The following is a 13,334-nucleotide window of genomic DNA, read 5'->3' as shown; positions in this document are numbered from 1 at the left end:
TGAAAATCTCATTGAATCATTTTGCAATAAAACAAAAACTATTGTTAAAAGCCAATGTTTTAATGTTCAATGAACTTCAAATTTTGAAAGGTGCTACGTAAGATGAGTAAGTTACACCATAAGAATTTGAAACTAAACACCTAGGTGCTATCGATTTATGATTAACATACCCAGCTATAATATTTGTCCGCTGATAATAATTTACCGCTCTTTTTGGCAGAAAGCTTTTTCCCCTTTCTGCTTCATCCTGCGTTCTGCACAAATAGTCATCTCAACACCGCTTTCATTATTTTTTTATAGCTAAAGTCTAGCTCCTTTAAGCGCTGATACACAAAAATATTAGCATTAAATAGTTTTACTATTTTCTGCTCATTTTTTATCTTCATTTACCTCAACATAAATCCTTAGCTTTTTTGGGTCTATTTTGCCCTTTCTGCCTAAGCGTGGTTTAGCTCTAATGACCCCAGATTAAGCGTACGTGAGGTTAGGCTAAACACAGTAGACGCTTTTTGCTCTATTGATGAGCTCTTTACAACTCTTTTCTCGACTGCTCCATCTATAACTTTAATTTTTGGATACTTTAAATCCCCTAAAATCATGACGTTTTCCCTTAAAAAATATTGTGAAGAATACGTCCTTACTTTTCTTTCTTCCCGAATAACTTGGATAATTGTTGTCTTTCATCTGGAGTGGAAATGTCGCGCATCACTTTTAAAAATTTTGCACACATTTTAAATATACATGATCATTTGTTTGAGCTGATATCCTATGCTGCAAAGGATTTAAGAGAATCCTTTTTCAGTCCTGTTGCTTTTCTGAACATTTTTGAGATAATGAACGTAATATATCTAATATTAGCAGGAAGACAATGTTATTAAACATTTATTCGTTAATAAAAACAATTTTTTCATTCGTTATTGTGATATGTCCCTTAGTTATTTTTCATGAGTTAGGGCATTATTGGGTTGCTAGATGGCAAGGTGTATCGATTGAAAGTTTTTCTATCGGGTTTGGTCCAGCGTTGTTTCAATGGAAAGATAAGAATGGAACAATTTGGAAAATTTCTCCTTATTTGTTAGGAGGGTACGTAAAATTTTTAGGAGACGCTGACCCGTCTGGCTTAACAACCACGGATTCTGCTATCGAATCGAGTATTACAAATAAAAAACCTTGGGAAAAAATTCTTATTGCGTTTGCAGGTCCTTTTGCGAATTACGTTTTAGCATTTGGATTAATCTTGTGTATGGTTATTATGAAGGGAATTCCTGACGCTAATCAACCGATCATTGGAACTGTCAGCTCCTCTTCTGTAGCAAAAAATTTTCTTTTTCCCAAAGATACTGTGCTTGAAATACAAGATCGTCCAGTTCAATCATTTCAAGATATTTTATCTATTCTCCAGTCCACAACGTTGGATAAAGAGCTTGATATTAAAGTTTACAGAGATGAAAAAATAGTTGATGTTCGGTTGAAATCCTCAAAAATTCCAACACATTCAAAAGAAGTCTGGAAAGGAAATTTGGGAATTACACCACAGTGCTCGTGGAAAAAAATTTCTGAGGATCAATACTTTTCCAGTGCTTTGAATGTTTTTCTCGAAGAAATTCAAAAACCTCTAGAAATTTTTAAAAAATCTAATATTTCTCAACTTTCGGGGCCTTTGGGCATCGCTCAACAGGCACGTGATATTTTGGAATACAGAGATTTAGGGATGTTTCTTTTATTAATGACTTCGCTTTCAGTTGCTTTAGGATTTTTTAATTTGTTACCCATTCCTTTATTAGATGGGGGTAACATTCTTTTGTCTATAATAGAGTGGATAACAGGAAAACATATTTCTCATCGAGTCACTCAGTGGTTGCTTTGGTCTTCAATGCTTTTTTTAGGGGGAATTTTTGTTTACTCTTCTGTTAAAGATTTGGAACGTTATACGTTTGTTAAAAATATCTTACATTATTTTTATAGATAAGCATTACTTTGATTTTAAATTAAGAAAATATTAAATGAATAAATATAATTTTAATACGTATCGTTTTTTAGTTGGATAACATTGGTACAGAAAAAAACCTAAGCAAACACTATTTTTTCAAGACGATTTAGAGACGTTGCAAAATGCTCTGTTGCAAGCAGTAAGTTAAGTTTTGAATTGATGATGTGTAAAAAGAAGGAATGTTCAAGTATAGACGATACAAAAATTTAAAATTAAAAGTTTTTAATATTTTTTTTTATTAAATTAGTACATAAAAGCTAGATATTTTTCGAAATAAAAGTAAAAAGCTTTATGTTATAAGCAAGGAAGTTGATATTTGTGTCTGTAAAATTTACGCTTAAATAAGGTGTGACTCTTTGTAAATATCTTGCAAATACAAAAAAGGAATACAATGCAGGCAATTTTTTTTAAGAAGTTTAAAATTTTTTTATTTCTGGCAGTAACTGAAAATGCGTTCTCTTTACCCCCAAGGATTCCAAAATTGAACAATATTTCTTGGAAGAATAAAAATCATATAGATTCTTTACTCAAACAATTAAAAATCTTCGACGCAAGGGATGATCATTCAGATACCCAGCATATTTTTAATATTTTAGAGAAAATAACACAAGAAATACCAAGCAATATCCAAGTGAAGGAATTTTTTAAAGAATATGTTTTAAAAAATTCTGGAAACTATGACAAATTTTTTCAACCTAACTGTGTTCAAAAATTGGGAAGACAAAAGATTTTTGAGCTTTCCGTGTTGTGGATAGAAAATTTTAAAGACACTTCCTATGTCTTAGCTAAAGATGTGTGTGCAGTTTTACTTTGTGAGATATTGAACCCATCTGCAGAAACTCAAAGACATCCAAATTTTTTAAAACGGGAGAAAATAATCATTTCCGAAATCGAAACAATGAGTAGCGAAAAATTTATCAAGGTAATGGAGGCATTTTTTAAGTTCAAAGAAGAACTGAATATCGATAAATTTAAAAATTTTGGATTAAACAAAATTCACCCATTGGATGACCTTCAATTTGTTAATTTTATGCAAGAACTTTCTTATTGCGACCATCAAAAAATTCCTCCAGCGTTTTTTGATGAATTGGGTATGAAAAAAATTAATACATTAGACCCTTTTTCGTTTGTGGCTGTTTTGAATATCCTTTTAGCTTTCAAGCAAAACATTTCATCAAAATTTTTTGAAAATTTAGACACTCAAAAAATAAATACGTTAAATGATACACGCTTTTGTGCACTCATTAACAGTATTTGTTTATCGAATCATAAAATTTTTAAAAAAATTTTTGAAACATTGGATATTCAAAGAATAAACAATTTAAACAATGAAGATTTTACACTAGTGATAGGTAATTTGTTTCGTACTAAACAAGAAATTTCTTCTATCATTTTTTTAGATATCAATTTTAAAAGAATTAATAAATTGAATGACTTAAATTTTAGTTTCTGTGTACGTGCATTTTTTAATATAGAGCATTCTTTTCCTTTTAGTGTTATGCATAGTATTGAATTTGAAAAAGTTAATACATTACTTCTTTCAGAATTTTTAAAAATTGCATTTGAGATTTTTAATTCTTCAAGCGATGCAATATTTTTATATGTTTTTCCAAAATTTGTGAATAAAATAAATACGCTTAATGATTCTCATTTTGCTTATGTTTTATGTACGCTTTTTAGTAGCAAAAATAAACTTTTTTTTGATTCTATACAATATCTTAATTTTAAAAAAATAAATTTTTTTAAGCCTGCGTATTTTTTTAATGTTATCGATGCGTATTGTAAATCAAGGTATAAGCTTCCGTTGAATATTTTAGAAGATATTAATTTTCAAGTCATTAATGCCATTGAAAAAAGTCAGCAGTTTGTTGAGCTTGTATGTTTACTTTGCAACACTCCTGAAAAGTTTTCTTCAGATATTTTTAAAAGCATCAGTTTTGAAAAGTTAAACACATTAAGTGATTCAGAGTTTTTAAAAATTATTGATGCGCTTTACTTAAACAAACACCACTTTAATTTAAGTGTACTTAAGGGTATCAATTTCAAAAGATTAAGTAAATTAAAAAGCTCTGAATTTTGTCAAAAATTGTCTTCGTTTGTAACTCCAGACAAAGAGCATCAAGAACATCACCCAGAAAATCATAAGGTGGAGCAATTTTCTTCCAAAGTTTCACGGTCAAGTAAATTAAAAAACTCTAAATTTTGTCAAAAATTGTCTTCGTTTGTAACACCAAAGAAAGAGCATCAAGAAGATCATTTGATATCCCCTGAGATTGTACAATTTTCTTCTAACAATTCACCATTGAGTAACTTTCACTTTTGCAAAGAGATGTCCTCGTTTGTAACACCAGAAAAGAAGCATCAAGAAGATCATTTGATATCCCCTGAGATTGTACAATTTTCCGATAATAATTCACCCATTGATAAATTAAGGTATTTTAAATTTTGCAAAGAATCGTCTTCATTGGCAACGCTAGAAAAAAAAGCATCAAGAAGATCATTTGATATCCCCTGAAGTTGTGCCCATTTCCCGATAATAATGCAGATTGAGTAACTTCCATTTTTGCAAAGAGATGTCCTTCTTTGTAACACTGTAGTAGTTTATCTTGAATGAGGTGCAATTTTTTTGATATAGCTAGGGTACATCCTCGATTAAGTTGGTTTTTTTCAATATTTTTTGAGAATTCAAAAGAAATATGAGTTAAATGAGACATTATGTATTGCAGGATGATCAGTGAGATCGGACAAAGGAGAGTTTACCTGGAAAATCAGGAGATGTGTCAGCCAAGGACAATCGCCTGTGTGTTGAAACTGTTTTGTACCGTTACCGTGAGGAGAATTCCTTGGCGTGATCCGCAAAGGTTTGGTGATTTTAAATCCATCCACACTCGATTGATCCGTTGAAGCAAAAGGACGTATAAAAAAAGATCTTTGAAATTCTCTCGCAGGACGCTGATCATGAGTGCGCGATGATCGAAGTCAACGATTGTGCGACCACATCAACACAGCTTAGGCTCTAAAAAAGAGCATAATCAAGCCATTTGAGGCTCCTTTGGGTGTTCTGAGCACCAAAATTTCTTTGAAATCCTCTCGCAGGACGCTGATCATGAGTGCGCGATGATCGAAGTCAACGATTGTGCGACCACATCAACACAGCTCAGGCTCTAAAAAAGAGCATAATCAAGCCATTTGAGGCTCCTTTGGGTGTTCTGAGCACCAAAATTTATGTACCGTGTGATGCCCCATGGAAATCCCGGTCTCTATTCACCTTACACAAGGTCAGTAGCATGATTTAGAAGAGGCTGATGCGGTGCTTGTCGATGAAAGGGGGCGGAAAAAACTTAAAGAAAAGCAGCGTGATTCTATCTAAAAAGAACTGTTGGTGTCTTCAAATTATGATACATATTTTTTTCTCGTCACTTGATCGAGAATGTTTTTGCTAAACTCACGGCAGTGCGGCGCCATTCATTTGGCTTCAATTGTCGTTTGGCTTAATTGAGAACAGAGCCTAATCTTAATGTCAACGTAAAAAAATTGAGAGTTTTCACCTAAAGATAATTCCTTCTTGGAAACTACTTTAGTACATCTCGTCATGCGTCCTAGATGATATTTTGTATTTACTATTCATACAGTGCCTGATTTTCCAATACTATGGCGGTTTTTTTGGTAGAACTTTAGAGAAAGCATCCCCATTATTAGTATAAAATGTGCAATTTTTGAGATGTTTGACTTTTTCGTAAAGTCGTGTGAATGTTGTAGCATCACGATTCCCTGTAACCCAGGCAACAGTTCTGCGTGTGCCACGATCAACGGCTTTGATAATCCAGAGTTTTTGACTTTTTTGGAAAAAATACTACATTTCATCAAATTCCACTGCTTGAATATGACCTGAAACCGAAGATCCTTGTATTTTTTCCATCTCTGCCACCACCTACCTATAATAGAAGGAGAATAATGCCTTAGCTAAAGAGTATAAAATGACGCATAAGGCTTTTTTGACAGCCGTTTCTCTTTTGCCTTCTCTTATCACCTTCAAAAAAGGTATAACCTCATTCCTTACACTTATAGCTCTGAACCTTGCGTACTATACCGTTCCTTATGCAGTTTTCGGAAGTACACTTCTTGCAATGCATTGCTGATAACCTTAATACGACACGATAGTCGTATTTTGACATAAATCTATCTAAACATCAAAACTCTCTGAGGAAAATTATTCAAAAACTCAAGACAATCATATTTATTAGATCAAATACTATCAACAACGTAACAAACCTTCTGCGCAAGTCGCTATTTATTCTTCAAAAAAATTTAATTATATTAACAAAATTTTTAAACTAAATATTAATTTTTATTAGTTATAATAAAAAATGAAGAAATAAAACAAAAAGAATGAAAAATGAAAAAAATATTTTATTTATTATCTGGATTATTGAGTCTTTCTTCTTTCGCAATGACTCCTTCTCAACTTTCAGATGTTTTAGTTGCTGCCTCAAAAAAAGTAATTTTTGAGGATGCAGCTCGTGTAAATATTGAGCCTAATTTTGATTCGTCTACAGAATCAGACATCGAGAAAATGATTTCTCAAATAAATTATTCCGAAGAAATGCTCAAACAATTAAAAGAATATTTTGGTGATTTAGTAGTTTCTGATAAAAGGGAAATAAATACTAATACTTCATTTAACAATTTACGAAATTCACTGTTCAAATTAATTTCCGAAATATTTAATGCATCTAAAAGAAATATAAAATTGATTTTGATAAAACAATTTAAATCATTTGAAGATACTCCTAAGGTCTTGAGTTATATCGATATGAAAAAGTTTAATGCTTGTATTGCTCTCATTCAAGCGTATGTTCAGCACTTAAAAAGCGTTTTAAATGATTTAAAATCTGATAGTAAAATTAAAGATAACTCAGATTTTGATGAAAAAATCATTAAAAAAGTAAAAGTATAAAAACAAATTATACGTATTTATTTAAGTGCGTATATATAGTAATTTATTTTGAAAACGGGACAAAAAGATATTATTTTTAAGAGAAAATGAAAAAGAAACACTACAGCTTAAATCTAAGGAAGAAAGTAATAGAATATATTAAGCTTGGTAACACTCAAAACACGACATCCAAGAAATAGCGTAAATAGGTGGTGATCAGATTATCAAGAAGCAGGCCACGCTTAGGCAGCAAGAGCAAAATAGACTCAGAGAAGCTAAGGGTTTATGTCAAAGTCCAATGAAGATAAAAAAATAGAAGAGATAGCAAAACTATTTAATGCTAGTATTTCTGTGTATCTACGATTAAAGAAGCTAGGCTTTAGCTATAAAAAAACCTTTACCAACTTGCAAGCAAGCCAAGAAAAATGAAAGCTATATAAAGAAACTATAAAAGGCATATCGTCAGAAAGTCTTGTATATATTGATGAAAGCGATATTGAGATGACCATTTGTGAAGAATAGATGATAGGGCAGAAAGGGGAAAAAGCTTGCTGCTAAAAAAAGCGGTAACTATTAGCAGCGGAAAAATATGGCATTTAATGGCTGTTGTCATACAAAATTATTTGAAGCTTGGGTAAAAAAGTTATAGAATCAGAACCTGGGAAAATTGTAATAATGGATAAAGCTGCATTTCATAGATCACAAAAAACGAAAGAGTTGATCGAATCTATAGGTTGTATGGGGTAAGAACCAAATTAACCAGTTTGATAAACTTTACGAGGCTATTGCCGCATTCTTTTAAATCCCATTTCCATGCTAAATTACTATAGTATAGATTTAAGAGAAAAAGCAGATGGCATTTACGTTACAAAAGTGAAGGACATTTTCACCCAAAGATACGTTTGGGAGCAAAGCCGACTATAGAAAAAAGTTTTTATTCAACACTTAATCATCTAGATTCTAGATCAGAAGATATTGCTCGTGAATTTGGAATGAGTGCCCGTGGTGCACGTTATCGGTTAAGGCGCGCAAGCTTTAGTTACATCAAAAATAGTTGGATTATAATAAATAAAAAAGCACTAATTGACTGATATAAGCCCTGTCAGAACTTAATTTTCTGCCCAATTTATCGCTTCATATTTGCCCAACATTTCTTTTTTGTCTGTTTTTCTATTTTTCAGATATGATTTTAAATCGTTTGAGCTTGCCGATAACATTTTCATTTGCAAATCTTTTACTCGCAAATTCTTGGTTTTTCTGCTTGCCCTCTTTTGTTAAAGGACTTTGCTTCGTTTTTTTTACAGCGCAGATTTACTATGCAGTTTTCGTACCCCTTGATATCCAATTTCAGTAATGACCTTTGTATTAGGATTTATCTTTGTTTTCGATTCTTTAAATACTCTAAAATCATGTATCTTTACCATTTGCAAAAGCAGTACATATTACTTGTTTCGTCTTCTTATTGACAACAATTTAGGGTTTTAAAGTATGCTTTCTCTTTTTTCCCTGAATCAAATTGTCTTTGTTTGTTATTGCGATTTTTTTTTGGGCGTTCTATAGGCATTTTTGTGGCATCTATTAGTATAACATCATATTCTATACCGCTCTTAAGTAACGCTTTGCGACCAGGTAAAGCAAAATCTGGATACTGGATAAGCGTATCTTCAATTCACTCAATTCCTTTTTACCATGAACGTTTGCTTATTCCATAACTTTGACTAGTATGAAAATATGTGCGATGTTCTCTGATATATTCCAACGCTATTAATAGCTGATTTTCCATGCTTAGCTTGTTTTCTCCACCTCATTTCATTTTTTTCTTTTTATCCGCCTCTTTTAACATTTTGATCGTTTTATCAAACGTACTAAGTTTAACTTTTGTTAATCTTCTGAATTGCTCATCCGATAAAATCTTCACTTATTCGTATTTTAATTATAAAATCCTCATATTTTTATTAACCTAGCTTCAGTATACACATATATTTTGGTTTCGAAAAAGATCTAATGAAAAGATAATAGTTATGGATGGATCTGGATGATATAAATCAAAAAAGCTTGAGGTGGCAAGAAATATAGAGACATTCTACTTGCATACCTACTTACCTGAAATCAATCCTATTGAAATATTCGGAAAATATATTAATGCACACACAATCAAAAATAGAATCTAAGATAGCCTAAATAATTTAAGAGAATCTGTATGCAATTTTATAAAATCTATATCAACTGAGAGTATTTGAAAAACATGCTTTGAAAATTATTTAACCAAATTAATTTAGGAAAATAGTATTATACATTCTGCTAAATTTGAGCCTCTTAGCATCAGGTAGACTTTATTTTTTACTATCGTTAGTGCCAAAACTAAGTCGTAATGTGGTTAAAGAAAATCCAAAAATCAACCATAAAATTCTTTGATAAAAAATTTCATAAATTTGACCTAAAAGACATATTATAACGAGCAAAATAAGGTGTAAAAAATTTTCAAAAGGAATATTATATTTGAATTTAAAAAAATATTTTATATGCGTTTTTATTTCTTTCATGATTTGGTACCCATAAAAACATACAGGAAATGTTCCCAAAACACCGAATTCTGCTAAAAACCATAAAAACGTATGATGTATAGTAAGATACCGGTGCTTCTTTTCCAATTCATTAAAAACAAATCGACCAAGACCAGCCCCAAATAAAGGATAGGAAAGCCATAATTTAACCCCTTCAATTAATGTGTACACTCTTTCTTGATTAGATTGTTCATCAGAATATTGGAAGGAATAAACAGATAATAAATAAGAAGGTAGCCAACTAAAAGGTAGCGAACTGAAATAAGCAACTATTAAATTAAAAAAAATTAATGCACCGTTTAAAAGATAAAAAATAGCAGGTAAAAATAGAGCAGAAAAAAATAAATGAAATAAATTTTTTAAGGTCATTATTTTAAAAAACATGAACATTGCGATAAAACAAAGCGTTGCTATAATACAGCCTCTTGAATAGGTGTAATAAATTCCCATCAAAATAACACCACTAAGAAAATTTTGCATGCTTATAAACGATTTAGAAACATTAAAGCAATATTTTGAACGGTAACACAAGAGACAAAAAACACTTAGCAATTGAATAGCGAAAGCATTTCGATTTCCTGCATAACCTTGAAAACCTTCTCCAGATCGTGCGTTTAATATACCAAATTCCATAAAAAAAGGTACAAACAAAAATTTGAATAAAACAATAAAAAATAATGTTATGCCCATAATATCAATGATTCTATATACACCTTGCTTTCCAAAATTTTTTACAAAAACAATTCCTAATCCAGCATACCCCAGTAACACAAATAGGCCTAAAAATTTATTATAAAAAGCCCAAGAGGTAAAACCAAAATGAAAAATTCCATTCAATAAAGACACACTAAAAACAACAGGCAGGCAAATAAAAAATGTTTTCATATAAGGGACCGTATACCGAATTCTATCATGATAAAATTCATCAAAAAAAATAAGTAATCCGCACAGTGCGATCAAATCGGTAGGGCTGATATTAATCATTATAGGAGGTATAGAAAAATGAAGTTGAAAAAACAAACCTATAGATGCGCTATAAGTTAAAAAAGCAATAAGAAATTTTTCAAGATTTAAACCTTTAAAGAGCGGAATTTCAACAATTAATTGGGAAGTATATTTTGATTCTTTTAAAACATATTTTGATAATAAACTTAATATAATCAAAGAAAAAAGAGAAACTGCACCTATAAAGATAGAAATAAACAGAGACTCTTCGATGGGCACTCCTAAAGTTTTAAACACCGTAACAGATGCAAATTCTCGAACTCCCCAACCATTAAAGCTAATAGGTAGACTAGATATAAAACTCACAATTAAACATGATCCTAAAATTATTTTGTAGGAAAAAGATTGATTAAAGAAAAAAAGTAAAACCATAAAAGAATTTGCAACTAAAAAAAAACTCAAAAAAGAAAAAAATACAATTCCGGATCCGTAAATAAAAGACCTTTTTGACAAAAAAAGGCTAAAAAATTTTTTTTCTTTTAGACTCCATCCTCTAAAAACTAAAACACAAAAAATGCATAAGATGACCGCACATATTTCAATGAATTGAAAGCAATACATCATCACTTTAGAAACTAGATGAGGCCAAATTAAAAAAACACTACATAATGAAAGACAGGACGCAATAATCCCCATTAACACCCGTTCATACAAGGCTACAATAGCTGTAACAGCTCGAGGTATTCCAAAATTTTTTAAACTATAATGCTGCCCCACCATTGCCGAAAAAAAAGGAATCATAAAATAACCTGAAATTTGCCCCATAATTCCTGCTTTAAAAATATTCCTAAAAGGAACTGCATACCCGAACTGACGATATGCCAGCATTAATCTGGTTGAAGTTAAAAAAAAGTTTAAAAAGAAAATAAAAAAAACAGCAAAAAACAAAAAAAATGGCACTTGGAAAAAATAATCTAAAAACTGACGCGCAGCAAAAATATGAGAAGAAATCGTCACAAAAAAAATCAAAGGAATGACTATAAAAAATATTTTCTTAATAATATTTAATTTTAACAAAACTGCGCTGCTTTTCCTATACAATACGTTGAAATTGTACACGATCTTTTCTCTCATTTAAAGCAAAAAAATAAAAAATATTATCTTGATAAAAATTTAATAAAAAAATAAGACATTTAACTAGACAATAATAATTCGGTCATATATAAATAGACATTTTTGGGTTGTCTTGAAAGTAATGGAACAGCTTCATTGTCTTATGAAATATATCATGACTATGAGAAGATGATTTTTTTTAAAGGTTTCCATCGATATAGATTATTACTTTTGTTGATTCAATAGAAAATGTAAGATTTTTTCCATGCACATACCTTTCTTCAGGAAGACATGAAGAAATCTCCCCCATTCATCTGGAACACATGTCAGGCTGGCGTCCGCTGCGATCACCAATATCTCAGTCGATTAGAGTGACGTAACTCTCCATCAACGCCAGATCCATAAAGTGTTTGAAAGGCCACACCTCGGGAAGGGTATCTGTAAATTGACAATCACAGGATTTACATTTATATCGTTACTGTCCTCTAATACATCTACAGTTAACATTAGACTCAGATCCTCATTTCTTACACAATAGTATTTATTTCTGTTCAAAAATTATTTTACGTCATCAGAATTACACAAAAATTATTCTCTGGTTAAATGTCTGACATTCAGATTATTGAGAAAAGACGGTTATCGTGAAAAAATATAAAAAAAAACATGCAATAACTTAAAATCAATTTATAAATATACCGCACATCAACGAAAACATATCATATTTTTTGATAACAATCGTGAACATGTTTTTGTTCTCGCTGCATAAATATTCCATTTTTTTGAAAAAAGATATGAGAAAAATTACCTTTGCACGCAGTCCTTAAAATACCAATTTTTTTTAGTAGCGGAAATTGTTTTTTTAGCTTTTTCGCATGCTCTAAACTAATACAGAGCTCTTCATTTCTAAAAAAACAAATTGTTTCTAATAAAGGCGCTTTAAAAGAAAGTAAAGGTGTGATATCAGTAATATCACACCCATGAAATGATAAGCTTCTTAGTTTTGGAAAAAAAAGCTTTTTAAGGACAGAAATATCTTGGATCGGATTTTTTTGAAAGTGAAGCTTTTCTAAAGCAGGAAGATATATTTTTTTTAAAGGAGAGATATCTTTAAGGCTGGAATTGTGTACAGAAAGAAATTTCAAATGGGGAAACTTAGAACCTACAAGATTTTTCAATTGAAATTCTGGATGAATATTAGAGCTCATGTAGGAAAGTATAAGAGAATCAACTTTGTTAAAGTTGATTTTTTTAAGATTTTCTGGATCTTGAACATCTGTCTTAATCTCTATAGACCGTACATGATTGGGAATTTTTCTTCCTAAAGAGCTTATTTTGTTAAGATAAGTAACCCAAGTTCCATTTTTTGCATAGTAAGATTCAGTAAATTCTTTATTGCAGTAAAATTTAAATTTATTTGTTGAAATTTCGTCTGTATTAGGACGTTCCAGCTCTGGTTGAAAAATATTAAAAGCAAACAAAACTTGGAAATTAAGTAGAAATAATATTTTAAAAGTTTTAAACATTTTTTATTGCTATTTTATTTTGAATTATGTCTATTTTTATTTAAAAAATAGATAAAAACATTATTTTGCTCAGTCCCAATAACATATGGTTTAGATTGTGATTAAAGTTTTACGGATTTCGCTCAAATTTTTTAAGAATAACTGATGTTACGCAGCAATAGTTGATTTTTGCTTGAAATAATCATATTTTTCGTCCATAAGTTTTTAAGGACAAAAAATGAAACTGGATCTTCTTGATATTTATAGCGACTATTTGATAAGTC

At 30.7% G+C, this 13,334-nt stretch carries 6 protein-coding genes and 2 pseudogenes; 4 read left to right on the top strand and 4 right to left on the bottom strand.

Annotation, left to right across the window (positions count from 1 at the left end):
* The first annotated feature begins 868 nt into the window (after nt 1-868).
* The 3 genes and pseudogenes from P618_RS02060 to P618_RS09575 form a co-directional block, all read left to right on the top strand.
* Nucleotides 869-1,969: a M50 family metallopeptidase gene (locus tag P618_RS02060; RefSeq protein WP_024161088.1), complete on the top strand. Its 1,101-nt coding sequence runs from the start codon at nt 869-871 to the stop codon at nt 1,967-1,969.
* A 412-nt stretch (nt 1,970-2,381) separates the two neighbouring features.
* Nucleotides 2,382-4,505: a hypothetical protein gene (locus tag P618_RS02055; protein ID WP_024161087.1), complete on the top strand. Its 2,124-nt coding sequence runs from the start codon at nt 2,382-2,384 to the stop codon at nt 4,503-4,505.
* A 323-nt stretch (nt 4,506-4,828) separates the two neighbouring features.
* Nucleotides 4,829-5,032 (top strand): annotated as a pseudogene (locus tag P618_RS09575) (IS5/IS1182 family transposase); the annotation flags it as partial.
* Nucleotides 5,033-5,614: 582 nt separating this feature from the next.
* On the opposite strand, the gene P618_RS02050 reads toward P618_RS09575, so the two are convergent.
* Complete coding sequence (locus P618_RS02050) at nt 5,615-5,854, bottom strand: hypothetical protein (protein ID WP_024161085.1); 240 nt, start codon at nt 5,852-5,854, stop codon at nt 5,615-5,617.
* Nucleotides 5,855-6,386: 532 nt separating this feature from the next.
* Here P618_RS02050 and P618_RS02045 point away from each other — a divergent pair.
* Complete coding sequence (locus P618_RS02045) at nt 6,387-6,947, top strand: hypothetical protein (RefSeq protein WP_021827371.1); 561 nt, start codon at nt 6,387-6,389, stop codon at nt 6,945-6,947.
* 1,152 nt (nt 6,948-8,099) lie between these two features.
* Here P618_RS02045 and P618_RS08545 read toward each other — a convergent pair.
* From P618_RS08545 to P618_RS02020, 3 genes and pseudogenes are all read right to left on the bottom strand, one after another.
* Nucleotides 8,100-8,844 (bottom strand): annotated as a pseudogene (locus P618_RS08545) (transposase); the annotation flags it as partial.
* A gap of 415 nt (nt 8,845-9,259) precedes the next feature.
* Nucleotides 9,260-11,512: an O-antigen ligase family protein gene (locus P618_RS02025; protein WP_162147056.1), complete on the bottom strand. Its 2,253-nt coding sequence runs from the start codon at nt 11,510-11,512 to the stop codon at nt 9,260-9,262.
* A gap of 752 nt (nt 11,513-12,264) precedes the next feature.
* A complete protein-coding gene (locus P618_RS02020; RefSeq protein WP_021827363.1) occupies nt 12,265-13,071 on the bottom strand; it encodes a leucine-rich repeat domain-containing protein in 807 nt (268 codons plus the stop codon).
* Nucleotides 13,072-13,334 lie beyond the last annotated feature (263 nt).

It is taken from the genome of Holospora obtusa F1 (assembly GCF_000469665.2).
Lineage (GTDB): Bacteria > Pseudomonadota > Alphaproteobacteria > Holosporales > Holosporaceae > Holospora > Holospora obtusa.
This window is presented reverse-complemented; position numbering and strand designations above follow the sequence as displayed.

Excerpts from the sequence above, each read along its gene's own strand:
- P618_RS02060 (WP_024161088.1), top strand. The coding sequence starts at position 869 with ATGTTATTAAACATTTATTCGTTAATAAAAACAATTTTTTCATTCGTT.
- P618_RS02055 (WP_024161087.1), top strand. The coding sequence starts at position 2,382 with ATGCAGGCAATTTTTTTTAAGAAGTTTAAAATTTTTTTATTTCTGGCA.
- P618_RS02050 (WP_024161085.1), bottom strand. The coding sequence starts at position 5,854 with ATGAAATGTAGTATTTTTTCCAAAAAAGTCAAAAACTCTGGATTATCA.
- P618_RS02045 (WP_021827371.1), top strand. The coding sequence starts at position 6,387 with ATGAAAAAAATATTTTATTTATTATCTGGATTATTGAGTCTTTCTTCT.
- P618_RS02020 (WP_021827363.1), bottom strand. The coding sequence starts at position 13,071 with ATGTTTAAAACTTTTAAAATATTATTTCTACTTAATTTCCAAGTTTTG.